Below are 25,564 nucleotides of genomic sequence, written 5' to 3'. Positions count from 1 at the left end.
ATCATGTCTTCTTCCAATAATCTCGACGCGACCGTGAACAGCACTGGTAGTTCTGGATGGCAATCGGTGTTTCCAGCCTTCCTATCAGCCCTCCAATGGACAGACACGGCGTTCCCGTCGGGAATGTACACGCTCTCGCACGGGCTCGAAGGGCTATCTCAGTGCCATTGGCTAGACAACGCCTCTCTCACAGACACTGTTCGCGAGCTTATTACCGACGTCGTCGCCCCTACCGATGGAATTGCAACGGCCTTGGCATGGACCTGGACTCAGGAGTGGCGACAATCCACGTCGGCCACGATGTCTGCGAGTGTCTCTGCACACTCCACAACGGAGACACTTCGAATCATCGACGAGGTCCTCCTGGCAACAAAACCTAGCGATAATGCACGGCGCGGGAGTATGCGCGTCGGCAAGCAATTATTGTCAATGGCCGACGACGTGCTCCGCCCCGCTGACGACACACCGCTAGGGACACTGATCAGCGACGTACGCGAAGGAAATGTCATAGGTAACCAGGCAATAGTCGCTGGAGTCATTCATCATCACAATGGATTGTCTCAGGAAATGGCAGTGTCCTGTGAACTGTTTTCTTTTGCGGCTGGAGCCTGTTCCGCGGCGGTTCGTTTAAGCGTGGCTGACCATATCAGTGCCCAGCAGATTGTGAATGAGGTGGGATCAGATATCGCTGACTGTATACAGATGTGTTGCGATTCATCCGTTGACGATATAGGAACACTAAGCCCTGCTTTGGATGTTGCGTGTGCGGCACACGAATCCGCTCCCGCACGACTATTCATTAATTAATTATTACTAGTACGAAATGTGAGGATTTCGCTATGTCACATAATGAACCAGGACGTGAACAGCACTCGATTTATCGCATCGGATTTGGTGGTCCAGTCGGATCAGGAAAGACGGCAATTATCGAGGCACTGGTGCCCACGTTGATCGAGCACGGTCATAGCGTGGGAATTATCACGAATGATATTTACACCCAAGAAGATGCAAACCATATCCGTCGGGAATTAGATGGAATTCTCGACCCGGCGCGAATCGTGGGGGTAGAAACAGGATCCTGCCCTCACACGGCTGTCCGGGACGATCCGACGATGAATTTGATGGCGGCGGCAGAGATGGTGGAGCGCTTCCCCGATATCGACACTTTGTTGTTCGAATCGGGTGGGGATAATTTGACGCTCACTTTTTCGCCGGCGCTGGTGGAAACATACGTCTTTATTCTTGACACTGCGGAAGGTGACAAAATGCCTCGGAAACGGGGGCCGGGCGTCACGGAATCGGATCTTCTCATTATTAATAAGACGGATATTGCGCCCTATGTTCATTGTGATTTGGACAAGATGGTCGCTGATGCGAAAGAGGTGCGCGGTGGTCTCCCCGTGTTACCGACCAACGCGTTAACGGGTGACGGACTGTCCGAGCTTGCTGAGTTTATGGAGACGCAGCGAAAAGCTCACCAGGGGTAGGGCGTGACACCCCAGACCAAAGTGGAGAGCAACATCTCTACCCCTACTTTTGTCTCCCTCTATGACGCGGCAGCTACGCTTCCCATTCCGCCGAGGATCACCAAGGAGCTTCGCAGTCATCCAGTGTCCGGTGACCACCGGGCACTTCCGGTTGGTTCACCTGGCAAAGTCGGTTTTCTGTATGCCCGAGTTGACTCAACTGGGGATAAGCATGCGGGACATAGATCGGTCGTCGCGGAGAAAATCGTGAAAGCTCCGCTTGCTCTTATGCGACCGCTGTACACGGACCCACACCAGCCTGGCACACCGTTGCTCTACGTTATGACCACGGGTGCTGGGCTTGCTCACAATGATCGACACCTCGTCGACATTCGCGTCGGCGAAGCAAAACCGGCGTCGGCTCTTATCACCACTCAGGCGGCGACGCCTATATATCGAATGGATGTGGGGCTAGCGATACAACACGTCAATCTGACTGTTGGTCCGGGAAGCACTCTCGAATATATGCCTGACCATGTGATCCCCTATGAGGGCTCGCGGGCTCATCTGTCTATGAGAGTAACAGCTGCTCGAGGAGGCTGCGCGATAGTCAGCGATTGTATTGCGGCGGGGCGACTGGGACGCGGTGAGTGGCACCGCTACGACGCGTTGTCTATGGAAACACGAATCGACCAGCCACGAGCTGACCATCCACATGACTGCAGGCGACTTGGAGAATCTGGCTACAGACCTCTCGTTATCGATCGCGGACTCTTGCGCCCGCATTCGGGCAGTCGGCTGCTCGGCATGCGTAACTATGGCGCATGGTCCAATGTCTGGATAGTTGTGCCTTCACCGCAAGCTACTCAGGCACTTCTCGACGTGCTCCGACGCTTGCCGAACTCCGATTTCCCGGCATCAGTTCGGTGGGCTACATCAACTCTTCCCTACGAATCCGGGGTCTGGGTGCGTATCTTTGCTGCCACTGCTGATGAGGCACGAATCGCTCGTGACCGCTTGTGGACCGCGGCGCGAGAAACGCTTCTTTCAGCACCAGCGCCACGGTTGCGGAAGTACTAATTCTTTACACGTCTTCTTTACACGTCGTTGCCCCACGGGTCGCTAGTGATCATTTCCGCGTAGTAACGCGTTGTTTACCTAGGTCACCTGATATTCATACAGTGGGAGCGCGTTCGTGACATTAGCACCATAATTTACGTGTCTATGACGATGACAGACACTACCCCGGTACGTCTCGCGACGACGCCGGTCAATCCCCAGAATGCTCCCACGCCGCACCAGTCCCAATCCAATTTCGGTGACGACTATCCCCTCCGGTTCGCACCGCGGCACTATCGGACCTGGGCAACGTCGGCAGTCGCAGCGTCGGCACTCGGTGGTATCGCTTATCTCGCTGATTTCTCTATCGGAGCTGGGATCGGAATTGCGCACGGAACAGTGAACGCAGTCGGCGGAATTCTTATCGCAGCGGTATTAATCTTTCTGTCGAGTTTTCCCCTCGCCGTCTATGCTGCTAAATACAATCTAGACCTCGACCTTATTACACGTGGAAGCGGATTCGGCTATTACGGATCGGTCGTAACAAATATCATCTTCGCTTCGTTCACCTTTATTTTCTTTGCCACTGAAGGCTCAATTATGGGACAAGGGCTCAAAATGGGTCTCGGAATCCCACTATGGGCCGGGTACTTGGTCTCTTCGCTGATCGTTATCCCACTGGTCATGTACGGGATGAAGTCCTTATCAAGGATTCAGAAAGCAACGAATCCGCTGTGGATCGTGATGATGGTTCTTCCCCTCATCGTTCTGATGATTCAGCATCCATCGAGTGTCCATACGTTTGCTCACTACGCGGGAAATGGGCCCGGCCATGCGGATTTCGCATCCATGATGTTAGCTGCCGGTGTCTGCCTCTCGCTGACAGCACAAATTGCTGAAAACATCGATTACATCCGTTTTATGCCGCCCAAAACCCCGGACAACAAACGCAAATGGTGGACCGCTGTCATCCTCTCAGGTCCCGGCTGGGTCATCTTCGGCGCCACCAAACAAATCATTGGCGTTTTCCTCGCAGTGTATGTCATGGCTGTTCTCAATGATTCTCCTGGAACGGCCAGCGAGCCGGTCCACCAGTTCTTCGCCATGTACACAAATATGATGCCCACCTGGCTTGCTATCACCCTCGCCGTGATCCTCGTCGTCATGAGCCAAATCAAAATTAACGTCACAAATGCATATAGCGGTTCACTAGCGTGGACCAATGCATATACGCGCTTAACTCGTCGCTATCCAGGCAGGATCGTCTTCGTCTTTGTCAATGTCGGTATCGCGCTTTCTCTCATGGAATTCAATATGTTCTCCATGTTGAACGCTATTCTCGGCTTCTATTCCAACGTCGCTATCGCATGGATTTTCACGGTCGCATCCGACATTGCGATAAACAAATATGTATTCGGCATTTCTCCCCGTTATCCAGAATATCGGCGCGGAATGATTTTCCCGATCAACCCTGTGGGAATCGGGGCGCTCTTACTTTCTGCCACCACCTCAATCGCTGCGTATTTCGGCGTCCTCGGCGCGACCATTCAGCCCTACTCGGCACTCCTCGCAGCCGCCATCGCGGTCGTCGCAACACCATTGATTGCCATCATCACCCGTGGAGAGTTTTATCTTCGTCGAACCGACGACGGCGTAGACTCCCCTCTTTTCGATGATCACGGAAATCCGTCAGATGAGCTCTTCCGATGCTGTGTCACCGGAGAAATGGTTGAACGCCCGGATGTTCTCGCGTCCGCTGTTCCTTCCCCTACAGGTGAGAAGCAGTACATTTCCTCGCTGGCTCTTACCACCGATCGGCAAGGCCGTCACGTTCTTCCGGTTGAGTAACTAACTACAACGGGGGTATCTCGGTGATCGACTACCCCTGTTTTCTGCTTTCTCGATACAGCTCAGTGCACCACAACATTTCGCATTGTTACAGTAAATACGGTAAAGCCCTTAAAAGGTTCCATTGCATACAGTTTTGCCTACAGTTTCCTCGTTCACGCACTGTTCTGTCGTCGCACGATGGGGACACCACTGGTGTTTCAACCCGCAGGAGAAAATACATGTCATCCTCACGTCCTTTTGCCCGACCAGTCACTCGCCGGACATTCTTAACGACAGTGGGCGCGGCCGTCACAGCACTCGGAGCTGCCGGAGTAGCCGGAAGCCTCAGCGGCTGTTCAAGTAGCTCAGGCGGTGGTGGCAATGACACCGTCTCAACAAAGAAGACTTCGGACAAAACGGACGTCATCGGCGACGACCCCACGGGTACCAAGACGAGTTCCACATTCCTGGACTCAGCAAAAGCCGCTGTGGTCACTGGACCCAACGCCGATTCCGCCACGCGCGCACGGGCCTGCAACCTGGCCGCCAGTGCTGGAGTTCCCGTTTTCCTCATCGACGCGACTAACGAGGACGACTCCCGTAAAGACATTGAGTCCGAACTTGATCGATTGGGAGTCGACGACATTGTCACTCTCAAAGGCGATTCGCTAGGCTCGCTGGCTTCGTCCGCGAAGACTCACGAAACGACGCCTGATTCGTGGCCAGATGGATTAGACAAAGGTCAATACTCTTTCCGTGACCTTGTGATCATTCCGGATGCCCCGATTGAAGGCGACGGCTCCGGGACTGCGCCGGCAGCGGCGGCCAGTGCGGCGGCGAGCACATCGAGTACCACAAGCTCGTCGAAGCCGTCGTCCAGCGCTAAAAAGAGCGCGAGCAGCAGCGCACCGAGTACTCCCAACCTTCCCACCACATCGGATGGTGCACCGTATACTCCCCGCCCGGTTCTCACGGCGCCGTGGAACCCGGACAGCAAAGCGGACAAAGAGCCTGACTCTGACGGACACGTGTTCGTCGCTCCCGACACGAGCCCCGCAAGTTTCACTAACGCATCCGTCGCGGGCCAGAACGTCGTTCGCCTTCCCGCAGCCGACCCCCGCGCCACCCATGAGTCGATCGAGATCGTCAAAAAAGACGACCATGTCATTGCCCTGGGCGAATTGTTCGGCGACAAGGACACACTTTCTCGTCGTATCGACAAAGCCAAGAACATTGACAAAGAACAGCCTGGCGGAGGGGGACTCGTCACGCCTGGCCGGCACATCGTCGCACTTTACGGCTCCACCGACGGGCCCGATCTCGGGTGCCTCGGGGAACAAGGAAAAGATGCGTCCGTCGCTCGGGCGAAGAAAATGGCCAAGAGCTATGAGGCCTTCACAGATCAGCCTGTGATCCCGGCATTTGAAATCATCGTGACTGTTGCGTCGTCGGAACCAGAAAAGGACAATTCCTACAGTCGCTTCATCGATTCCGACACCGTCGAGCCGTGGATTGATGCTATTAACAAGGCCGGCGGGTATGCGGTCATTGACCTTCAGCCAGGGCGCATGACTCTCCTGGAACAGGCAAAGAAGTACGAGAAGCTGCTCAAGAAGCCCTATGTCGGACTGGCGCTCGACCCCGAGTGGCGTCTCTACGGCAACGAACTGCCCATGGAGCAGATCGGTCACGTCGATGCCCAGGAAATCAACGACGTTGTTAAGTGGCTGGACAAGCTCACTGAGGACAACAAACTGCCACAAAAGCCCCTGGTCGTTCACCAGTTCAAGGTTCATATGATTCGCAACCGCGACAAGATGATCCCTGGTACCGATAACATTGCGATGGTTATCCACATCGATGGCCACGGATCGCAATCCATCAAGCTGGATACCTGGCACGTGATCCAGCAGGATTTGAACCCCAAGATCAGCCTCGGGTGGAAGAACTTCTACGACGAGGACAAGCCCATGCTCGATCCGAAGGACACGATGGCGATTAAACCTCGCCCGGACTTCATTAGCTATCAGTAACTCACCCGGTGCCCCAGGGGCAGATTGCTGCCTGACTCTATCGAGCATGGTGCGCCTACACTGGTAAAGCACATCGCGTCCGATCAGTGAACGGATACGGTTCACCAGAAGATGGAGGAAAAGAATGACAAACACTGCAGATATAGAATCCATCGCTCATGTCCGTGCCCCCGGTGCAGCCATTGCGGAGTTGCTTGATGCCAACCCGGCCGATCTCAGTTGGCAGCAAGAGTTCTATACCTGGATGCATTCTCATCCCGAGTTGTCTGAACGCGAAGAAAAAACTGCGATTGCCATACGCGAGCGGTTATCTCACTACACCTGCACCGTGTCGCGTCCCATAGGTGGGCATGGGCTCGTGGCAACGATCTCTAACGGCGAGGGGCCGACGATTCTCTCACGCGCGGATTTCGACGCCCTACCCGTCACCGAAGATACCGGCGCGCCCTACGCTTCCACTGTTCGCACGACTGGGCGTGATGGCAACGAGACTGGTGTCATGCATGCCTGTGGTCACGATATGCACACCACCGCTTTGCTCGGGGCGGTTGCCATTCTCGACGCTACACGTCAGCGCTGGTCAGGAACCTTCCATGCCCTGTTCCAACCTGCCGAAGAAGTCACCGCTGGGGCGGGCGCTATGGTCCGCGATGGCCTGGCCGATGAGATTTCGCGCCCTGACCTCTGCCTGGGCCAGCACATTGTTCCTGGAAAAGCCGGAACGATTATGAGTATGCCCGGGGCCGCCCTCGCAGCGTGTGACTCCATCACGGTCACCATTCATGGAACGAGCGCTCATGCGTCGAGTCCTCATCAATCCGTGGATCCCATTTATGTTGCGGCGCACGTCATTCTTCGTTTACAAGGGATCGTCGGCCGAGAAGTCGACCCCGGCGAATTCGCCGTCGTCTCGGTCGGCCAAATCCACGCCGGTAACACGAATAATTCCATCCCTGACACCGCTACCCTGACGTTGAACTGCCGGTTCTACAACACCGACGTCCGCGATCATGTTTATCGCGCTATCGAACGAGTGATCCGCGCCGAGTGTGAGGCGTCGGGGTGCCCCGCCGAGCCAGACATAGAGTACTGGGCTCACGGCGAACTGACTGACAACGATCCCGCCCTGTTCTCCCATGTCCGCGAGACATTTGATGCTGTCTTTGGGGATTCCTCCATTGATGCTGAGCGGTGGACGGCGTCGGAGGACTTTTCGGAGATACCGCGGCACTTTGATGTACCCTATTTGTTCTGGACTGCCGGCATCACCCCGGATGAACAATGGGAGAAGCGTGACGAGACGCCCGTCCCCGCCAACCATATGGCGACGTTCCTTCCCGATCTCTCGACTATTTCATCGACGACGAAGGCTGCTGCGGCAGCACCGCTCAGCTTCCTTTTCAAGGAGTAACGCGTAACTGGGAAAAGTTTCGAAGCGCGAGGCATAGAAAAACCGGGCCGCACACATCATGGTGCGACCCGGTTTCGCGTTGTGATTGGCACCCGCCACACCCCGGCCATCGCGGTATCTCGCAATGGTTACGGTGTGGGAACCGACAATCTAGCGCTCGTGGCCTTCGAGGTCTTCACCCAACATGTGAACGTGAATCATGTTGGTGTTGCCTTCAACTCCGGGAGGAGAACCGGCAGCGATGACGACCGTGTCGCCGCGCTCGTAGCCGTCGATAGCCAGCAGAGCCTTATCAACCTCAGCAACCATCTCGTCGGTGGTCTTGACCTCAGGCGTCAAGAAGGTCTCCGCGCCCCACGTGACAGCCAACTGCGACCGCACGGCGGGGTTCGGGGTGAACACCAACAGCGGCAGGAAGCTGTGGAGGCGAGCCACACGACGTGCTGTATCGCCTGAACTGGTGAACGCGACAACTGCACGAGCGTTCAAACGCTCCGCAATATCGCGCGCCGCGTAAGACACAACGCCACGCTTGGTGCGCGGAACGTGGCTGAGCGGCGGCACCGTGCCGTCCTGCTCGGCAGCCTTCACGATGCGGGCCATGGTCTTGACGGTCTCTACCGGGTACTTACCGACGGAAATCTCGCCGGACAGCATGACCGCGTCCGTGCCGTCCAAGACAGCGTTAGCAACGTCGGACGCTTCAGCACGCGTAGGACGTGAATTCGTGATCATGGAATCCAGCATCTGCGTTGCCACGATGACTGGTTTAGCGTTTTCACGAGCAATCTGGATGGCACGCTTCTGAACCATCGGCACGTCTTCGAGCGGAACCTCGACACCCATGTCACCACGGGCAATCATGATGGCGTCGAAGGCCATAATGATGGGCTCCAGGGCATCAATGGCTTCAGGCTTCTCCAACTTCGCGATGACCGGAAGTCGACGGCCCTCCTCGTCCATGATCTTGTGGACGAGCTCAACATCTGCCGGCGAACGGACAAACGACAGAGCGATAACGTCGACACCCAAGCGAAGTGCGAAGCGAAGGTCCTCAATATCTTTTTCAGATAATGCCGGGACGGAGATATCCATGCCAGGCAGGGACACGCCCTTGTGGTCTGACACGGGGCCACCCTCAGTGACCTCACAAATTACGTCGTTGCCTTCAACGGCCTTGCAGACCAGGCCAACCTTGCCATCATCGACGAGGAGGCGGTCACCGGGCTTAGCATCCTTGGCGAGATTCTTGTACGTCGTGGATACACGGTCGTGCGTACCCTCGATCTCGTCAACGGTAATGCGCACCGTTTCGCCGGTTTCCCACATTTCCTCGTGGTTCTTGAACCAGCCCAACCGGATTTTCGGACCCTGGAGGTCAGCCAAAATCCCGACGGCGCGGCCGGTTTCGTCGGAAGCCTGCCGAACCCACTTGTAGTTCTGTTCGTGGTCTGCGTGAACGCCGTGTGAGCAGTTCAGTCGTGCTACGTCCATTCCTGCGTCAACCAGAGCACGGATCTTTTCCGCACTGGCTACCGCCGGACCCAATGTACAAACAATTTTCGTTCTTCTATCCACGAGCACCAGGTTAGCCCGCTCCACCCGGATTAGCTACTACAAAACGGTCGAAATAAGCTTTACGGCGCCACGGCGAAAAACGAAAAAAGTCGGTGACCAGGGAAAATTATTTTCCAATACGGTCACCAAAATCACTTTTTTCCTAGATTTATGCCCGATTATGTCCGAAGTTCTTCAGGGGTCTCGCGACGGCGTGACCGCGTCCACACCAGAAAAATCACTGCGCACACGAAGCAGACGGCCGACGTGATGGTATTAATGCGGAGCCCAAACACATGCGTAGCGGTGTCCGCACGCAGAAGCTCGATCCAAAATCGACCTGCTGTGTACCCGGCAACATACAAGGCAAAAACTCGGCCGCCACCCAATCTGAACTTGCGGTCAATCCATACGATCAGAGCGGCGATGGCAAAGTTCCACAGCATCTCGTAGAGAAAGGTCGGCTGAACGACGGCGATAACGTGGCCGTTCGAATGCCCCAGTACTGGGTCCAGGACACCGTGGTCGTCGACGCGCTCAAAAATCTTCAGCCCCCAGGGCAGATCGGTGGGTCGACCATATAATTCCTGATTAAACCAGTTGCCTAGGCGTCCAATGCCCTGCGCGACCAGAATCGGTGGCGCCACCGAATCCGCAAATGGCGCCAGGGCTAGATGCTTCCATCGGAGAACCGCCCAGGCAGCCAATCCGCCGACAATGACGGCTCCCCATATTCCCAGGCCGCCGTTGGTGATCTTCCACCAATCTCCGGGTGTTCCGTTGGGGCCCCAGTACGTGCGCCAATCCGTCGCTAAGTGGTAGAGGCGCCCACCGATAATGCCTGCTGGGACAGCGGCGAGTGCCACGTCGAGAACCACCTCGCGGTTACCGCCGCGTGCGGCATAGCGTCGCTGCGACCACAGCACTGCGACGAGAATTCCCACGAGGATCGACAGGGCATATCCGCGGATCGGAAAACCGCCGACCATCCACACACCTTGGGAGGGTGACGGAATCGCAGCTAATAGCGTCACATCGGGCGAATGCCCACCTAGTCCCCCGTCGTGAGGAACTAGTCCGTTCTGCTGGACAATAGTGGCCTGGACGTTAGTCACCCCTCACCCCTTCGCTGAGTTCTTTCGCCAACGCCTCGAGCGAGTGGAGCCCATCCTTCGCCGCGCGGATAAGTGCCGAACCGACGATGACGCCGTCGGCATACTGCGCGATCTCTGCGGCTTGCTGCCCATTGCTGACGCCCAACCCGACGGCAACGGGGAGGTCGGTGTACTCCCGCACGCGATTCACAAGGTCACGAGCGCCGCTGCTTACTGATTGCTGAGCACCTGTGACCCCCATATGCGAGGCTGCGTACACAAAGCCATCACCGGCTCCCACTGTGAGTGCCATCCGCTCAGGGCTCGTCGACGGAGCGACGAGGTAGATGGGTGCCAATCCGTGCTTGTGGCATGCCTCTGCCCAGCGCGCCGATTCTTCGGGGAGGAGGTCGGGGATGATTGTCCCCAGTCCTCCCGACTCGGCCAGCTCTTCGGCGTATCTTTCCGGGCCATACTGCAAGATCGGATTCCAGTAACTCATGACAACGCTTCGACCACCGGCGTCGGTAATCTTGTGGACAGAGCTGAGTGAATCTTTGACGCGAAAACCTGCTTTCAATGCAGCCATGCCGGCTTCCTGGATGACAGGACCGTCCATCATGGGGTCAGAGAACGGGATCCCGACCTCAATGACGTCGGCGTAGGACGCCAGGCACGCCATCAACTCGTCAGAGTCGTGCTTCGTCGGGTACCCCGAGGGAAGATAACCAATGAACGCAGCTCGTTGCTCACGGCGGGCCTGTGCGAAAACGTCGCGAAGCGCCCCTGCGGGGGAATCAGAAGAAAATGCCGCCATTAGTCCAGCTCCTCCTTGGGTTTAAGGTCAAACCACTTCGCGGCGGTATCCACATCTTTATCGCCGCGGCCCGACACGTTAACAATCAGAAGCGGGCCGTCATCTGAGTCATGATCCCAGCGATCGGCATAGACTCGCGCTGCTGCAAGAGCATGCGAAGACTCAATAGCCGGGATAATTCCCTCGGTCTTACACAAGAGCATGAACGCATCCATGGCTTGTGCATCCGTGATAGGAAGGTACTCAGCGCGCCCGACATGGTGAAGATACGAGTGCTCCGGCCCTACACCCGGATAATCTAGCCCGGCCGAAATGGAATGGGACTCGACGATTTGGCCATCCTCATCTTCCATGAGTGCGGCATACGAGCCCTGGAAGACACCTTCATTACCCGCGGTAATCGTCGCAGCGTGGCGGCCAGTCTCAAAACCGTCACCGCCGGCTTCGGCACCGATGAGATGAACAGAGGAATCGTCGATAAAGCGATGGAAAAGACCGATCGCATTCGACCCACCACCAACACACGCGACGACGGCGTCGGGAAGACGATTTTCCGCCTGCAGGATTTGCTCACGCGCTTCGTACCCGATGATTCTCTGGAGATCCCGAACCATTTGTGGGAAGGGATGGGGGCCGGCTGCAGTACCAAAGCAGTAGTACGTGTCATCGGCATGCGATACCCAAAAACGCATGGCCTCGTTGATGGCATCTTTAAGAGTCTGGGATCCGATGGTGACAGCTGTGACCTCAGCCCCCAGTAGACGCATGCGCGCAATATTCAGGGCCTGACGCCGCGCATCCACGGCCCCCATGTAGATGTGGCACTCTAAACCGAGCAATGCACATGCCGTCGCAGTTGCAACACCATGCTGGCCCGCACCCGTCTCAGCGATAACACGCTTTTTCCCCATACGTTGAGCCAACAAAACCTGGCCAAGGACGTTATTAATCTTGTGGGACCCTGTGTGGTTTAAGTCCTCCCGCTTTAAATACACCCGGGCATGGATAGCGTCGGAAAAGCGCGACGCATAATACAGTGGAGAAGGCCGACCCGAATAATGGAAATGCAGGTCATTCAGCTGCTCGATATACTCAGGATCAGTTCTCGCCTTGTTCCACGCATCGGTAACTTCGGTAATGACCCCCATCAGGGCTTCTGGAATGTACCGCCCGCCATACTCACCCCAATGACCACGATCATCGGGCTCAGTCGATGTCGTCTCCGCGAATACATCGGCGATAGTAGGCAGATCACTATACGGATTGCGATGAACTGATTCTGAGTTACTCACGCACACCAGTGTGCCTTATCACTCGCATAGACACGGCATCCAGGTGACAGCAGATTACTCAGCGAGATTCTTCGGACATGCCGGGTGGATGCCCGCAGCGACCAAACTCTTACACGCTAAACCGGGATTACCTGCAGTAACCAGCCCCTCGCCGACCAAGACCGCATCCGCCCCGGCACCAGCGTAGGCCAGCAAATCATTGCGATCTTTCACCCCCGATTCAGCGATCTTAATGACATCCGACGGCAAACCCGGCGCGATAGTGCCAAACACGGAGGTATCAACATCGAGTGTTTTGAGGTTGCGGGCGTTGACTCCCACGACTTTTGCGCCTGCGGCAATGGCTCGCTCCGCTTCTTCTTCGGTATGGACTTCAACGATGGCAGTCATCCCGAGGGATTCGGTGCGGTCGAGAAGCGATTCAAGCTGGGGCTGCTGTAGTGCTGCCACGATGAGGAGAATGAGGTCCGCTCCATGAACGCGGGCTTCATGAATCTGGTAGGGAGTGACAACGAAATCTTTTCGAAGGACCGGAATATCGACGGCTGCTCGTACGGCATCCAGATCAGCCAAGCTGCCTTTGAAGCGTCGTTCTTCGGTGAGGCAGGAAATGACTCTGGCACCATTGGCTTCATATTGCCGAGCGAGCTCGGCCGGTTCGGGGATCCGCGCCAGGCTTCCTTTGGATGGGCTTGCCCTTTTCACTTCGGCGATCACTCCCACACCGGGAGCAGACAATGCGGACATGGCATCGCGAGGGGTGGGCGTGTCATGCGATTGTGCTTTGATGTCCGCAAAACTGACGCGAGCTTCACGGGTTGCAAGATCGTCTAAGACGCCATCGACGATAGTGTCTAAAACCGAACTCATCTTCGACTCCTCAGCCCGTGTTACAGCGGTGTACTTAATCCTAAAGGCAGCACTGACTGGTGCATAAATCGGCACGATGATGCCTGTCTGACATTCCCCGCATATGTGGACTTTAGTTGTGCAGCCCACGACGCCGGGCTGCATCAACCGCATCGTCTTGTGTTGGGTCAACTCCAGCATCCATCGCATCCCACAGCACGCGCCCTGATTCTCTATCGTTCTCGAGGTCGGTCGCCAGTGAATCGCGCCGGGCTGAGGTGGTGTCGTATTTACTTCCTTTAACGGTGTCTATTCCTGGCCATAGGAACAGGATGATTGCACCGGCGATGGTGATAACGGACGCTATGAGGGCCAAGATGACCGCTACTTTGTGGACATCGACTCCCGTGACGACGGCCCATTCGGTCAAGGTCTGTGGATCGTTTTTCTTTTGGGTTGCTTGCCCGTTGACAAGAAGATTTCGCGCGCGTGTCGTACTTGGTGAGGTGAGGAGCACATTAAGGGGGATCCATAAGGACGCAGCACCGATGACTGCCGACACTGCTGCGAGTATCCGTCGACCTGTTCTCTTGAGAACCAGGGTGGCAAGGCATGCTGCAATGAGGGCAATAGCGATCGCGTCAGTGCTGGGGGCCCACGTGGATCCGACCAAGGTGCGTGTTACTTCACCCTGTTTATCGTCGCTGGCATGAACGGTCATCCAGGTCATGCGGGATGTTCCACCGATAGCGACTGCCCCAATCGCAACCAGGGCTAGGCCTAACCAGCGTCGCTTGGTGTGGGGAGAACTCGACGTTTCCGTGTCAGTGTCCGTGTCTGTCGGCATCGTGTTGACGTCCTCGTGTCCGTCCGCATTGGTCGGGTTTGAGGCGATTTCTTCCGACGCGTTTGCTGCCGTTGCGTCGTCCCGACGTGAGTCATGTGAACCCATTCATTCTCCCTAACGTCACCGCACTAATTCCCTATCGTCACTCATTTCCCGACGTCACCACGCTCGCCCGGTGCGCCGCCGAGTGTCCACCACGTGTCCAATAGGCTACTCAGCGCATATAGCGTCGTCACTCTTGGCCACTCGCACTCGAAGACGCGGCAGCCACACCGGCGGAAACCGGGCGGGCGACAACACGGCGGGCGACAACTCACAGAGAGCCATCAACGTCGACAATTGTTTCGGCAGCTGCCGTTGCCCGCAAAACGGCTGCAGCCTTGTTCCGCGTTTCTTCATCTTCGGTAACAGGATCCGAATCGGCGACGATCCCGCCACCGGCCTGGACATACATCGTTCCGTCTTTGAGAACCCCTGTCCTGATGGCAATTGCTTGATCGGTGTTCCCCGAAAAATCGAAATATCCGACGGTTCCGCCGTAGATGCCGCGGCGCGTGTCCTCGAGCTGGTCAATGATGGTTAATGCGCTGGTTTTGGGTGCCCCGGATAAAGTTCCCGCGGGGAATGCCGCCATGAAGGCGTCGACCGCTGTCATGTCCGGAGCCAACTGTCCCGTGACCATAGAGACCAGGTGCATGATGTGGCTATACCGCTCGATATGACGGAAATCATCGACCTCGACCGTTCCAGGGACGGAGACCTTACCCAGGTCATTGCGTCCCAGATCAACCAGCATGAGGTGTTCGGAATTCTCTTTAGAGTCGGCAGCTAACTCGCGCTCCAGCTGGAGATCAGCTTTCCTTGTGGAGCCGCGGGGCCGAGAACCAGCGATGGGGTGCGTCGTCACCACATTGTTATCGACAGCAATCAGTGATTCAGGCGACGACCCAACAATAGTGAACTCCACCGACGAAAAGTCATCCGACGGAATATTCATCAAGTACATGTAGGGGCTGGGGTTCGAATACTTCAGCATCCGATACACATCACGAGCCCGCACATCCGTGTCAATCTCGAAGCGCTGTGACAGGACGATTTGGAAGGCGTCCCCGGCGCGAATGTGTTCTTTACACAACTCGATCCGGCGCATGTGCTCGTCGGCAGTGCGTTGGCGACGGACCACCGGTTCAGGCGTCGTAAAACTGTTTACCATAGGTTCACGCGCTGCCTTCAGGCGCTCGGTTAATGAATCCAATCGGCGGACGGCGTCGTCATAGGCCTCGTCGACATTGTCGTCGGAACCATTGAAATTGAATGCATTAGCGATCAGCCACATCGTCCCTTCATGGTGGTCCAAGGCGACCATGTCCGCGACAAGGAACTGCATCATTTCCGGAATCTTGAGGTCATTGTCGCAGGTATCGGGGATATCTTCGATGAAGCGAATCGCGTCGTGGCCACAATATCCCACCATTCCCGACGTCATCGGTGGCATTCCCTCGATGGGGTCGGTGTGCAATTCCTTCAGCACGGACTTCAAAGCGTCGAAGGGATTGCCTCCTGTCTGGACACCTTCAGGAGTGGTGCCCAGCCATGCTGCTTCCCCATCGCGGACGGTTAATGCTGATCTTGCTCCTGTGCCGATAAACGACCACCGTGACCAGGAACGTCCCGGTTCAGCCGACTCGAAGAGGAACGTGCCTGGCTTGTCCTGGGCCAAGGCATTGTATGCGCTGAGCGGTGTTTCTCCGTCGGCTAAAATTTTGCGCGCTACGGGCACGACTCTGTGGTGAGCGGCTAATTCGCGAAACTGTTCCCGCGTCGTCGTTGTGCGGCCGGCTCCGAGATCCGGAACCCCCACGGGTGCCGACGAACGAGCAGAATCGTTCAGTTCGGCGCCGTCCTCAGGCCTTTCAGCCGTACTACCGGACTCATCGGCATGGTTTTTGTTTGACGTGGTCTCGCCATCTGAAAACTCTGCGCCCGGTGTAGAAGAATCCGCGCCGAATGTAGATGATGAATCGGTTAAAACAAGGTCACTATCGAAACACGTATGGGTTCCGGTGTGGCACGCCGCGCCCGTCTGGTCAACCTTCAACAGAACGGTGTCACCATCACAATCCAGCCGAACCTCGCGAACGTTCTGGACGTGACCACTGGTCATTCCTTTGACCCAATATTCGGACCGCGACCGTGACCAATATGTTCCCCGCCGAGTTGCCAGAGTATAAGCCAATGCGTGGTCGTCCATCCACGCCTGCATTAATACCTCTCCAGAATGTACATCCTGGACGACAGCGGGAACCAATCCCCTATCGTTGCGCTTCAAACGGGCAGCAATTGACGGGTCGAGCAGGTAGTCGGCGGGACCGGTATGCCGGACCTCATGCCCCGCCGCTGCCAACGCACTCTTTACCTCAGAAATACTCACATCACCGAAGTGGAAAATCGAGGCAGCTAACACCGCGTTTGCCCCTGAATCAATGGCCGGGGGAAAATGGCTCGCTTCGCCGGCACCACCGGACGCTATGACGGGGATATGAACCACTTGGCGAACGGCGGAAATAAGCTCGCTATCGAATCCTTGCTTAACACCGTCGCTATCCATGGAATTGAGAAGAATTTCTCCGACACCTAATTCTTCACCACGACGAGCCCACTCGATCGCATCAATCCCTGCGCTCCGTGTGCCGCCGTGCGTCGTGACTTCAAAACCACTCGGTTGAGGCGTTCCGCCGTCAGGAACACGGCGGGCATCCACCGACAAGACGACACATTGTGATCCAAAGCGCTGGGAAAGTTCCCGCAACAGTTCCGGCCTCTTAATGGCCGCGGTATTGATGCTGACTTTATCTGCACCGGCACGTAATAGCTGGTCGACGTCGTCAGCGCTACGGACCCCACCGCCAACAGTGAGCGGGATAAACACTTCATCCGCAGTGCGTCGAACCACGTCCAGCATCGTTCCCCGTGCTTCCGTCGAGGCTGACACGTCGAGGAAGGTCAGTTCGTCGGCGCCCTCTTTGTCATAACGGGACGCCAATTCAACGGGATCGCCGGCGTCGCGAAGGTTCTCGAAATTGACCCCCTTGACGACGCGACCATGAGACACATCAAGACACGGAATGACTCGGACTGCTACGGACATGAAAACGCCTTTCGACAATAAGGTAACTATTATTCACGAACGAGATTAATGAAAGGCCACGTAAAGCAGACACGCGCTAGTAACACTAGACACGTCCAAAATGACTAACCGCTTCACGCGACGACATAAGCATCTAGCTTAGTGGTTCGAAAGGCCGCGGAACCGCATGGATCCTCGCCAGCAGCGTCGAGTGAATGCTCGGGGATCCCGCGACCAGACCAATAGTTCCAGGTGTCCAAGGCTCACCATCAAGGTTCGTGACGACGCCACCAGCGGCTTGAACTAAGCAGATACCTGCTGCGTTATCCCACAGGTTAGGGCTGAATGTCAGGGTCCCCGCAAAAACACCGCCGGCTGTAAAAGCTAAGTCGGCACCCACAGAGCCCGTCACACGCATACGCGGATATGATTCACCGATACTGAAAAGTAAATTCTGGCGATATTGCCGCGGAACGTGACCACGTCGGCCCGACAAAATAGAGCCGAAACCAATTTGGATCACTTCTGGGTCATCTTTCGGCAATGGCGGAAATGGCTCACCATTAACATGTAATGGCCCACCGCGAACAGCGCTATAAAACTGTCCCAACAGGGGTAACGACGTCAACCCAATAACTGGTTCTCCCTTATGAATAAGTGAGACCAAAATGCCACACATCGGGTTGGCGACGGTGTAATTGGACGTTCCGTCCACCGGATCGATACACCACATTGTTTCGGGCTGCTTACCGCCGCCCATGCTGTTGACCGAAACATCCCCGGAAGCCGTCGATCCACCCTTCAAACCAAATTCCTCGCCCAAAACGGGAAACCCAGTTTCTTTCACAAGTTGTTCGCGAAACTGCTGTTCTAGTGACAGATCAACGTCGGTTGCGAAATCCTGGAGATCTTCGTTCTTAATGACAGAGGGCTGGGCACCAATGTTCACACAAAAAAGATCTTCAGAATCTTTGACTAAGCGCTCGGCAATAGACAAATATGCCACCAAGTCAGAATGTTCAATCACGGGTCCGTCACCTAGCCTTTCACTACCGATAACCCGGGGAGCCTATTTCGCAGGCCCCTCAGGAACGGCTCCATCAGGAATCTTGTGCGACTGCTAATGCTTCTTCAAGGGTAAAGTTCCCTGCATACAGGGCTTTGCCAATGATGGCTGAATCAATGCCCTCGTCCACGCAGGCCGCAAGCTGGCGAATGTCGTCGAGAGTTGATACTCCACCCGAAGCAACAACAGGGGCATCTGTGGCCATCGCGACGTCGCGAAGAAGGTCAATATTGGGGCCTTCTAATGTGCCATCGCGCCCAACATCGGTAACGACGAGGCGGGATACCCCCTCCGAATCTAAGCGCTCAAGGACTTCCCACAGATTGCCGCCGTCGGAAACCCATCCTCGACCACGCAACCTCCACTCGCCGTCGATGAGCTTGGTATCCAAACCGATGGCGACGCGGTCGCCGTACTCCCCGATGATCCGACGACACCACTCAGGATCTTCCAGCGCAGCAGTGCCGATATTCACCCGTCGGCAACCAGTATCTAATGCCCTGCGCAGCGAGTCATCATCCCTGATTCCCCCGGATAATTCGATGTTAACGTCTACCCGCTCGATGACATCTTTCAGCAGTTCGTAGTTCGTACCGCGGCCGAACGCGGCATCCAAATCTACAAGGTGGATCCACTCGGCACCAGCGTTCTGCCACGCCATCGCGGCATCAAGGGGGCGACCATATGTGGTTTCGCTCCCAGCTTCGCCCTGAACGAGACGAACAGCTTGGCCGTCGGACACATCTACTGCGGGTAATAACGTTAAAGCCATAGATGAATCATAACGGAGATCACACCTACAGCTGATAAAACTTTACAAAGTCTCCACCCAGTTACGGAGAATCACAGCACCGACCGAACCCGATTTCTCCGGGTGGAACTGCGTCGCCCACAAGAGGCCATTTTCTACCGCGGCAATAAAACGACAGTTTTCATGGGTGGACCAGGTCACTTTCGCTGGGGCAACGTGATCATCCGATGTCATATCCCAGTGTTGAGCCGCATAGGAGTGTACAAAGTACACCCGATCATCGGGGGCCACTCCCTCGAACATTCGAGATCCCTCGGGAATGTCAAGTGTGTTCCATCCCATATGAGGCAGCACTTTCGCTGTCAGGCGCTCCACTGTTCCTGGCCACTCACCACAACCGGGAGTACTCAGCACCCCATCATCCGATATCTCTGTCGACGACACCGTCGGGTCGAGTGGTCGTCCCGTCTCTGGGTCACGAATGACGTCGTCACGTCGACCCGAGGTCGTGGCGTCCCCGCTATCTGGGGAATCCGATACGGGGAAGGCCTCTGCTTCGTCGTGAATACCGTCGGCAAACTCGACTCCGCTATCGAAAAGAACCTGCATACCCACGCAGATGCCTAACACAGGCCGGCCACCGGCGAGGCGCTGCCCGATGAGCCGCGGACCATAGACCGAGCGCAGGCCCTTCATGCACGCTGCGAATGCCCCGACTCCAGGAACTAACAATCCGTCGGCGGCAAGAACACGTTCTGGATCAGCGGTAATCGTAACCTCGGCCCCTGCACGTTCTATAGCGCGTTCGGCGGATCGAAGGTTTCCCGAGCCGTAATCAAGGATTGCCACTGAAGGACGTGACGTGCTCTGCGCCATATTTACAGCGCCCCTTTCGTGGATGGAACACCATGGACTCTCGGGTCACGTTCGACGGCCTCGCGGAGGGCGCGGGCGACTGCCTTGTATTCAGCCTCAGTGATGTGGTGCGGATCGCGTCCATACAGAACGCGGACGTGTAAAGCGATACGCGCGTGGAAAGCGAGAGATTCGAAGAAATGCTGGTTAATCACGGTTGCATAGTGATTACCAATCACCGTATTCATCATTTCTTGAGGCTCACCGCGCGTGACACAATACGGACGCCCCGACACATCCACGACAGCCTGGGCCAGCGTTTCATCCATCGGGATAAAACTTGACCCGAAGCGGCGGATACCGGCTTTATCTCCCAAAGCTTCGTGTAATGCCTCGCCCATAACAATGGCCGTATCTTCCACGGTGTGGTGAGCATCAACGTCGATATCGCCCTCTGCTTTAACTGTTAAGTCAAAGCTGCCGTGGGTTCCCACCGCATTCAGCATGTGGTCGAAGAATGGCAATCCCGTCGAAATGTCAGTAATGCCAGAGCCGTCGAGGTTAATGTCAACGGTGATTCGCGATTCTTTCGTCTCGCGCTCACAATGGCCCCGTCGGGAGGGGAATTCTCCGCTATTTCTTTCTTGCTGGTTCAGACTCTCGTCATTGTTGTTGCTCATATGGTTCACCGTAACCCGTTATGTTCACTCGCATATTGGCCAGCCGCAGAAAGGAACTCATCATTCTCTGTCGGAAGCCCAATGGTCACCCGCAAATATCCGTCGACCCCTACATCCCTAACGAGGACTCCACGATCAAGGAACTCCTGCCACGCTGCTTGTGTAAGCTCGCGACGGGATGCATCTCCATTAGCGGGCGCTTCACCAGAAGAATTCGTCGACTCATCAGGAATGACTTTAAAGAAAAGGAAATTAGATTTACTCGGGACAACAGAGAAGCCCATTTCCTGCAATGATTCCTGAACCCGCTCACGTTCGCGAATTATTTTTTCCACCGAGGCTAACGTATCGGAGGAATACCGGAGCGCGATAGTCGCAGCAGCCTGCGATAATGCCGATAAGTGGTAAGGAAGCCGGACCAACATAACAGCTTCGACAAAAGCTGGAGCAGCGACAAAATACCCCAACCGACCACCAGCGAAGTCGAATGCTTTACTCATCGTTCGGGATACGACAAGCCGATCAGGATAATCCTTCAACAATTCACATGCACTCGGGCCATCATCGAATTCACCATAAGCCTCATCAACAATGACGATGCCATCAACGTCCGGATCAGAAACAGCATCCAGCAGGACCCGAATATTATCCAAACTTGTTGTACCGCCAGTCGGATTATTCGGCGTCGTAATAAAGACAACGGATGGGCGGTAGTGCTTAATAGCCGCAGTCGCTTCGTCAATATCAATAGAGAAGCCACCAGCTTCTTGTCGCGGACATTCGACGAACTCCGTGTGCGTCCCCGCAGCAAGAATTGGGTGCATGGAATAACTGGGAGTAAACCCTAGTGCTCGCCGACCAGGCCCTCCAAAGGCCTGCAAGAGCTCTTGAAGAACCTCATTGGACCCATTAGCAGCCCATATATTGTCTTCAGTCACTGCTACACCGGTTTGGCCCGACACATACCGCGCAAGCTCCTGACGCAGGATAACGGAATCACGCTCGGGATAGCGGTTAAGCCCCGACGCCACCTTTTCCACTTCTTTAACGAGATCGGCAACTATTCGTGGCGACGGAGGATACGGATTCTCATTCGTATTTAATCTGACGTCGAGCTCTAATTGCGGTGCCCCATACGCCGTTTCCCCGCGGAATTCTTCACGCAGAGGTAGGGCATCAAGTGTGACATTTCCTCCTAATGTGCGGGACTTATCGGCGGTACCGTCCTCACCGCTGCCACGTGATAATTTTTGATCATCATTCGTCGGTGCCACTATGTAATCTCCCCTTTTCTATCGACGTATGGTTGTGATAAGTATTTCGCTACTCCGGTCGATACGGCTTTTTATTCGTTAGGGTTACTTATTCCCGTCTGTAAGGTCCTCGAACCGTGCACGCACTGCTTCTCCATGCGCCGGAAGCTGCTCTGCATTTGAAAGAGCGACGATAGTATCGGCCGTGCCTTTAAGCGCAGCTTCATCGTATTCAATAACGTGAACCGACTTAACAAACGTATGCGTCGATAAACCGGAGCTGTACCGCGCCGATCCCGATGTGGGAAGAACATGGTTTGATCCAGCGGCGTAATCCCCCAGCGGAACTGGTGAGAAAGGCCCGACGAAAATGGCCCCCGCATTACGGATCTGAGCTGCATCCTCACGGGCGTTGTGAGTCTGAATTTCGAGATGCTCGGGTGCATAAGCATCAGCCGCCCGAATCGCAGCAGGTATATCGTCGACAAGAATGATGCCAGATTGCTTACCCTGTAATGCCTGAGCAACACGATCGGTATTCCGGGTAATTGAATACCGCTTCTCTACTTCTTCATCGACCTGCTGGGCGAATGGCGCGGAATCCGTAATAAGAACGCTGGCCGCCATCGGATCATGCTCCGCCTGGCTAATGAGGTCATAGGCGACATGAACCGGATCAGCAGTGGAATCGGCGATAATTGCTATTTCCGTCGGCCCCGCTTCCGCATCAATTCCCACGACGCTACGGCACAAGCGCTTTGCTGCGGTGACGAAGATGTTGCCCGGTCCGGTCACCATGTCAACCGGCACCAATGGATCATCTGCCTGCTCGTCACCATAAGCCATGAGAGCTATTGCCTGTGCGCCACCGACAGACCACACTTCATCAACACCAAGAAGTCCACACGCAGCAAGAATCGTCGGGTGCGGCCATCCACCACATTCTTTTTGCGGAGGAGAAGCAACGACGAGTGAATCAACCCCTGCTTCCTGCGCCGGCACAACATTCATGATGACACTCGACGGATAAACGGCCTGCCCACCGGGGACGTACAACCCGACTCGCCCGACCGGGATGAATTTTTCCGTCACCACGCCGCCCTCGGTGACAGAAATAACGTTATCGCTGGGCTTAATCGCAGCGTGGACCCGCCGAACGCGCTCGATGGCGTGCTCTAATGCCTCCCGCTCGATGGCATCCAGGGAGTTCACAGCGTCGGTGATCACGTCGTGAGGAACTCGGATACTCTCCGGTACGACGCCATCGAACCGCTGCCCGTACTCTTGCGCAGCCGCCACGCCATCTTTCTTCACGGCCTCAACGATGGGCTGAACTGTCGGGATCACGGAATCGATGTCGGTCCCACCGCGAGGCAAAGTGGCACGAAGTTCAACAACGGTGGGGTTGGTTCCACGCATGTCGGTTAGGGAGAGCATTGAAATCCTTCGGTTCTGCCGAGGCCTAGGAGACGGCCGTTACTGCTTCTTTCATGTAATGCTAATCTACCGCGCTGCTGTGACGCTCAAGAGAAGGTACTTCATCAGGAAAGTCCCCCTTTCCGACGACAGCTGCGCACCAATATGTCAATGACGCCAATAGCGGTGGAACAGCAAGGGCCGCCCCTGGAGTGATGTGAGGCGCCCACGTAATCGTTTGGCCGGAATGGACATCGTCGACATCCGGAAGTGGGTGCAAGCTGGACGCGACAGCGTTTCCCACCTCGATAAAAATAATTCCTCCGAGCACCGCCACGATGGCTAGAAGCCATATCATGAGCGGGCCACGCGAACGTGGTGCCCATCCCCACGCGGCCAGGGCGCTCCCCATCGACAGCACAAAAAGGCCGGCAACGAGGGCTACAAAACCGGTAAACTCTCGTCCATCTTGAGTCGGATCGGTCGAAAGATAACCGCTATCTACGGTGGCGGTGGTCGTCGGAATGAAAATTCCCCATACGCAGCCACCCAAGGCGAAGACAGCAAGGATAGCTATCAAAACTATCAGGGCTCGGCGATACCGATCAGAACGTAACACCGGAACCATTATAGGGGTGGCCGCGATAATGGGGATGCGTGGTCAATTCAGCGATGGGGATCGAGGAGAACAGAATCTAGCTCCCCGTGCCTCGAGCAGACCGCAGTCCATCCATCTGGTCGAACCTGAACCACCATGCGTCTGCCGCACAACTGGCAAAACCGCGGCGCTTCAAGTCCCGCCCTCATGGAGGGCGAATAGTGGGGAGTCTCGCCGGTACTGAGTTCAGTGCCAGTGAAGGGATCGTACAGAGGGGCGTCACCAGCGATGATGGCATCCGCCAACTCGGTGGAGGCAATTTTACGGGGCCGACGCCGAACGGGCTTCTTCTTCGGCACTCCCTCGCGGGCAGTGGTTACTTCCGACATTGCGCCACCTTAGACAGTCGCATTCAGGGCTTTAATCGGCAGGTGCAACCGGTTGAGCATGTCGACGTCGGTTTCCTGGGGGCGACCCAGCGTCGTCAAGTAGTTACCAACGATGATCGCGTTAATGCCACCAAGGAGGCCTTTTTCTGCACCCAGGTCACCCAGGGTGAGCTCGCGTCCACCGGCGAACCGCAGAATGGTCTTGGGCAGTGCCAAGCGGAAAGCTCCAATGGTCTTGAGCGCTTCGTTTGATTCCATGACTGGACGGTTGGCAAAGGGCGTGCCGGGGCGAGGATCAAGGAAGTTCATGGGGACTTCGTCGGGGCGGAGTTCAGCCAATTGAGCAGCGAACTCTGCGCGTTGCTCGACGGTCTCCCCCATTCCCACGATGCCGCCACAGCAGACCTCCATGCCTGCGTCACGGACCATCTCGCAGGTTTCGCGACGCTTCTCCCAGGAGTGGGTTGTTACCACGTGGGGGAAGTAGCTCTTCGCGGTTTCCAGGTTGTGGTTGTAGCGGTGGACTCCCGCCTTCGCCAAGCGTTCCACTTGTTCTTTGGTGAGGATGCCGATGGAGGCAGCAACTTCGATGTCGACTTCTGCCTTAATCGCCGCGATGGCCTCTTCAAGCTGGCTCATCAGGCGCTCGTCGGGTCCTTTGACGGCGGCAACAATACAAAATTCCGTCGCGCCCGTCTTTGCTGTTTGTTTAGCAGCTTCCACAAGGGCCGGGATATCGAGCCACGCCGACCGGACGGGCGATTCGAAAAGTCCCGACTGTGCACAGAAGTGGCAGTCTTCCGGGCACCCACCCGTCTTCAGGGAGATAATTCCTTCTGCCTCAACTGCATCACCACACCAGCGCAGCCGAACCTCGTGCGCCAGAGCAAGGAGTTCGTCGATACGATCGTCGGAAATCGTCATCGCCCGAACAATTTCTGGTTGAGAAAGCCCTTCCCCACGCTCAAGGACCTTTTCGCGGGCCAGGTCCAAAATGTCTTGTTCGGCCGAGGCCGTATCAGTGCTGGTGGCCGACTGACTCGTTCTTGTCTGTTGCGTCGTATTCTCCGACATAATGCTGTACCTCCATAACCGTGGTGATTCTCCGGATAACCACCATCGTTGTGTTCAAGGTTATTCCATTCCTGAACACTGTTCAATGAGACACAGCAAG

Annotated in this window: 22 protein-coding genes and 1 pseudogene; 6 read left to right on the top strand and 17 right to left on the bottom strand. The window is 55.9% G+C overall.

All coding sequences use genetic code 11. From position 1 onward, the window contains the following. Positions 1 to 3: 3 nt before the first annotated feature. From JMN36_RS07065 to JMN36_RS07040, 6 genes are all read left to right on the top strand, one after another. A complete protein-coding gene (locus tag JMN36_RS07065) occupies positions 4 to 807 on the top strand; it encodes an urease accessory protein UreF (protein ID WP_204088369.1) in 804 nt (267 codons plus the stop codon). Positions 808 to 839: 32 nt separating this feature from the next. Further along, positions 840 to 1,487 (top strand): urease accessory protein UreG, encoded by a 648-nt coding sequence (gene ureG / locus JMN36_RS07060; RefSeq protein ID WP_204088368.1) that lies wholly within the window; start codon positions 840 to 842, stop codon positions 1,485 to 1,487. Between the two features lie 3 nt (positions 1,488 to 1,490). Then, positions 1,491 to 2,546 carry an urease accessory protein UreD gene (locus JMN36_RS07055; RefSeq protein WP_204088367.1) on the top strand — a complete coding sequence of 352 codons (1,056 nt, stop codon included), beginning with the start codon at positions 1,491 to 1,493 and terminating at the stop codon, positions 2,544 to 2,546. A 150-nt stretch (positions 2,547 to 2,696) separates the two neighbouring features. Then, entirely contained in the window at positions 2,697 to 4,373 is a 1,677-nt protein-coding gene (locus JMN36_RS07050; protein WP_204088679.1) for a purine-cytosine permease family protein, read from the top strand. Positions 4,374 to 4,594: 221 nt separating this feature from the next. Then, complete coding sequence (locus JMN36_RS07045) at positions 4,595 to 6,388, top strand: hypothetical protein (RefSeq protein ID WP_204088366.1); 1,794 nt, start codon at positions 4,595 to 4,597, stop codon at positions 6,386 to 6,388. A gap of 124 nt (positions 6,389 to 6,512) precedes the next feature. Further along, entirely contained in the window at positions 6,513 to 7,799 is a 1,287-nt protein-coding gene (locus JMN36_RS07040; protein WP_204088365.1) for an amidohydrolase, read from the top strand. 150 nt (positions 7,800 to 7,949) lie between these two features. Here the strand turns inward: JMN36_RS07040 and pyk are convergent, their stop codons facing one another. From pyk to bioB, 17 genes and pseudogenes are all read right to left on the bottom strand, one after another. Then, positions 7,950 to 9,377, bottom strand: a complete 1,428-nt coding sequence (gene pyk / locus JMN36_RS07035; RefSeq protein WP_204088364.1) for a pyruvate kinase — start codon at positions 9,375 to 9,377, stop codon at positions 7,950 to 7,952. Between the two features lie 158 nt (positions 9,378 to 9,535). Further along, the gene (lgt, locus tag JMN36_RS07030) at positions 9,536 to 10,471 is read right to left on the bottom strand and encodes a prolipoprotein diacylglyceryl transferase (protein WP_221924084.1); all 936 of its coding nucleotides are present in this window, start codon (positions 10,469 to 10,471) and stop codon (positions 9,536 to 9,538) included. Next, entirely contained in the window at positions 10,464 to 11,267 is an 804-nt protein-coding gene (gene trpA / locus JMN36_RS07025; protein ID WP_204088362.1) for a tryptophan synthase subunit alpha, read from the bottom strand. The genes lgt and trpA overlap by 8 nt, the downstream gene beginning before the upstream one ends. Then, positions 11,267 to 12,565 carry a tryptophan synthase subunit beta gene (trpB, locus tag JMN36_RS07020; RefSeq protein ID WP_204088361.1) on the bottom strand — a complete coding sequence of 433 codons (1,299 nt, stop codon included), beginning with the start codon at positions 12,563 to 12,565 and terminating at the stop codon, positions 11,267 to 11,269. Before trpB ends, trpA begins: the two co-directional genes overlap by 1 nt. Positions 12,566 to 12,613: 48 nt before the next feature. After that, positions 12,614 to 13,429 (bottom strand): indole-3-glycerol phosphate synthase TrpC, encoded by an 816-nt coding sequence (trpC, locus tag JMN36_RS07015; protein ID WP_204088360.1) that lies wholly within the window; start codon positions 13,427 to 13,429, stop codon positions 12,614 to 12,616. Between the two features lie 112 nt (positions 13,430 to 13,541). Beyond that, complete coding sequence (locus JMN36_RS07010) at positions 13,542 to 14,360, bottom strand: TIGR02234 family membrane protein (RefSeq protein WP_204088359.1); 819 nt, start codon at positions 14,358 to 14,360, stop codon at positions 13,542 to 13,544. A gap of 208 nt (positions 14,361 to 14,568) precedes the next feature. Beyond that, positions 14,569 to 16,146 carry an anthranilate synthase component I gene (locus JMN36_RS10745; RefSeq protein WP_241865239.1) on the bottom strand — a complete coding sequence of 526 codons (1,578 nt, stop codon included), beginning with the start codon at positions 16,144 to 16,146 and terminating at the stop codon, positions 14,569 to 14,571. Positions 16,147 to 16,296: 150 nt separating this feature from the next. Further along, positions 16,297 to 17,403, bottom strand: a pseudogene (gene hisF, locus JMN36_RS10740) (imidazole glycerol phosphate synthase subunit HisF); the annotation flags it as partial. A gap of 133 nt (positions 17,404 to 17,536) precedes the next feature. Beyond that, positions 17,537 to 18,409 carry an inositol monophosphatase family protein gene (locus tag JMN36_RS07000; protein WP_204088357.1) on the bottom strand — a complete coding sequence of 291 codons (873 nt, stop codon included), beginning with the start codon at positions 18,407 to 18,409 and terminating at the stop codon, positions 17,537 to 17,539. Between the two features lie 73 nt (positions 18,410 to 18,482). Then, positions 18,483 to 19,220: a bifunctional 1-(5-phosphoribosyl)-5-((5-phosphoribosylamino)methylideneamino)imidazole-4-carboxamide isomerase/phosphoribosylanthranilate isomerase PriA gene (gene priA, locus JMN36_RS06995; protein ID WP_204088356.1), complete on the bottom strand. Its 738-nt coding sequence runs from the start codon at positions 19,218 to 19,220 to the stop codon at positions 18,483 to 18,485. A 42-nt stretch (positions 19,221 to 19,262) separates the two neighbouring features. After that, complete coding sequence (locus tag JMN36_RS06990; RefSeq protein ID WP_221924082.1) at positions 19,263 to 20,075, bottom strand: imidazole glycerol phosphate synthase subunit HisH; 813 nt, start codon at positions 20,073 to 20,075, stop codon at positions 19,263 to 19,265. Between the two features lie 2 nt (positions 20,076 to 20,077). Beyond that, positions 20,078 to 20,734, bottom strand: a complete 657-nt coding sequence (gene hisB / locus JMN36_RS06985; RefSeq protein WP_236881652.1) for an imidazoleglycerol-phosphate dehydratase HisB — start codon at positions 20,732 to 20,734, stop codon at positions 20,078 to 20,080. A gap of 5 nt (positions 20,735 to 20,739) precedes the next feature. Then, complete coding sequence (locus tag JMN36_RS06980) at positions 20,740 to 21,900, bottom strand: histidinol-phosphate transaminase (protein ID WP_236881665.1); 1,161 nt, start codon at positions 21,898 to 21,900, stop codon at positions 20,740 to 20,742. A 192-nt stretch (positions 21,901 to 22,092) separates the two neighbouring features. Further along, positions 22,093 to 23,424, bottom strand: coding sequence for a histidinol dehydrogenase (hisD, locus tag JMN36_RS06975; RefSeq protein WP_221924081.1), 1,332 nt, complete (start codon positions 23,422 to 23,424; stop codon positions 22,093 to 22,095). Positions 23,425 to 23,485: 61 nt separating this feature from the next. After that, on the bottom strand, positions 23,486 to 24,022 hold the full coding sequence (locus JMN36_RS06970) for a hypothetical protein (protein WP_204088352.1): 537 nt from the start codon (positions 24,020 to 24,022) through the stop codon (positions 23,486 to 23,488). Between the two features lie 47 nt (positions 24,023 to 24,069). Next, positions 24,070 to 24,390 carry a biotin synthase auxiliary protein BsaP gene (gene bsaP / locus JMN36_RS06965; protein ID WP_236881651.1) on the bottom strand — a complete coding sequence of 107 codons (321 nt, stop codon included), beginning with the start codon at positions 24,388 to 24,390 and terminating at the stop codon, positions 24,070 to 24,072. Between the two features lie 9 nt (positions 24,391 to 24,399). Continuing rightward, positions 24,400 to 25,464, bottom strand: a complete 1,065-nt coding sequence (bioB, locus tag JMN36_RS06960; RefSeq protein ID WP_082089884.1) for a biotin synthase BioB — start codon at positions 25,462 to 25,464, stop codon at positions 24,400 to 24,402. Positions 25,465 to 25,564 lie beyond the last annotated feature (100 nt).

The sequence above is a fragment of the Corynebacterium pseudokroppenstedtii genome, from assembly GCF_019754945.1.
In the GTDB taxonomy this organism is placed as follows: Bacteria; Actinomycetota; Actinomycetes; order Mycobacteriales; family Mycobacteriaceae; genus Corynebacterium; species Corynebacterium pseudokroppenstedtii.
This window is presented reverse-complemented; position numbering and strand designations above follow the sequence as displayed.

Coding starts and splice junctions, on each gene's coding strand:
- JMN36_RS07065 (WP_204088369.1), top strand. CDS start 4: ATGTCTTCTTCCAATAATCTCGACGCGACCGTGAACAGCACTGGTAGT.
- ureG (WP_204088368.1), top strand. CDS start 840: ATGTCACATAATGAACCAGGACGTGAACAGCACTCGATTTATCGCATC.
- JMN36_RS07050 (WP_204088679.1), top strand. CDS start 2,697: ATGACAGACACTACCCCGGTACGTCTCGCGACGACGCCGGTCAATCCC.
- JMN36_RS07045 (WP_204088366.1), top strand. CDS start 4,595: ATGTCATCCTCACGTCCTTTTGCCCGACCAGTCACTCGCCGGACATTC.
- JMN36_RS07040 (WP_204088365.1), top strand. CDS start 6,513: ATGACAAACACTGCAGATATAGAATCCATCGCTCATGTCCGTGCCCCC.
- trpA (WP_204088362.1), bottom strand. CDS start 11,267: ATGGCGGCATTTTCTTCTGATTCCCCCGCAGGGGCGCTTCGCGACGTT.
- trpC (WP_204088360.1), bottom strand. CDS start 13,429: ATGAGTTCGGTTTTAGACACTATCGTCGATGGCGTCTTAGACGATCTT.
- JMN36_RS07010 (WP_204088359.1), bottom strand. CDS start 14,360: ATGGGTTCACATGACTCACGTCGGGACGACGCAACGGCAGCAAACGCG.
- priA (WP_204088356.1), bottom strand. CDS start 19,220: ATGGCTTTAACGTTATTACCCGCAGTAGATGTGTCCGACGGCCAAGCT.
- JMN36_RS06990 (WP_221924082.1), bottom strand. CDS start 20,075: ATGGCGCAGAGCACGTCACGTCCTTCAGTGGCAATCCTTGATTACGGC.
- hisB (WP_236881652.1), bottom strand. CDS start 20,734: ATGAGCAACAACAATGACGAGAGTCTGAACCAGCAAGAAAGAAATAGC.
- hisD (WP_221924081.1), bottom strand. CDS start 23,424: ATGCTCTCCCTAACCGACATGCGTGGAACCAACCCCACCGTTGTTGAA.
- bsaP (WP_236881651.1), bottom strand. CDS start 24,390: ATGTCGGAAGTAACCACTGCCCGCGAGGGAGTGCCGAAGAAGAAGCCC.
- bioB (WP_082089884.1), bottom strand. CDS start 25,464: ATGTCGGAGAATACGACGCAACAGACAAGAACGAGTCAGTCGGCCACC.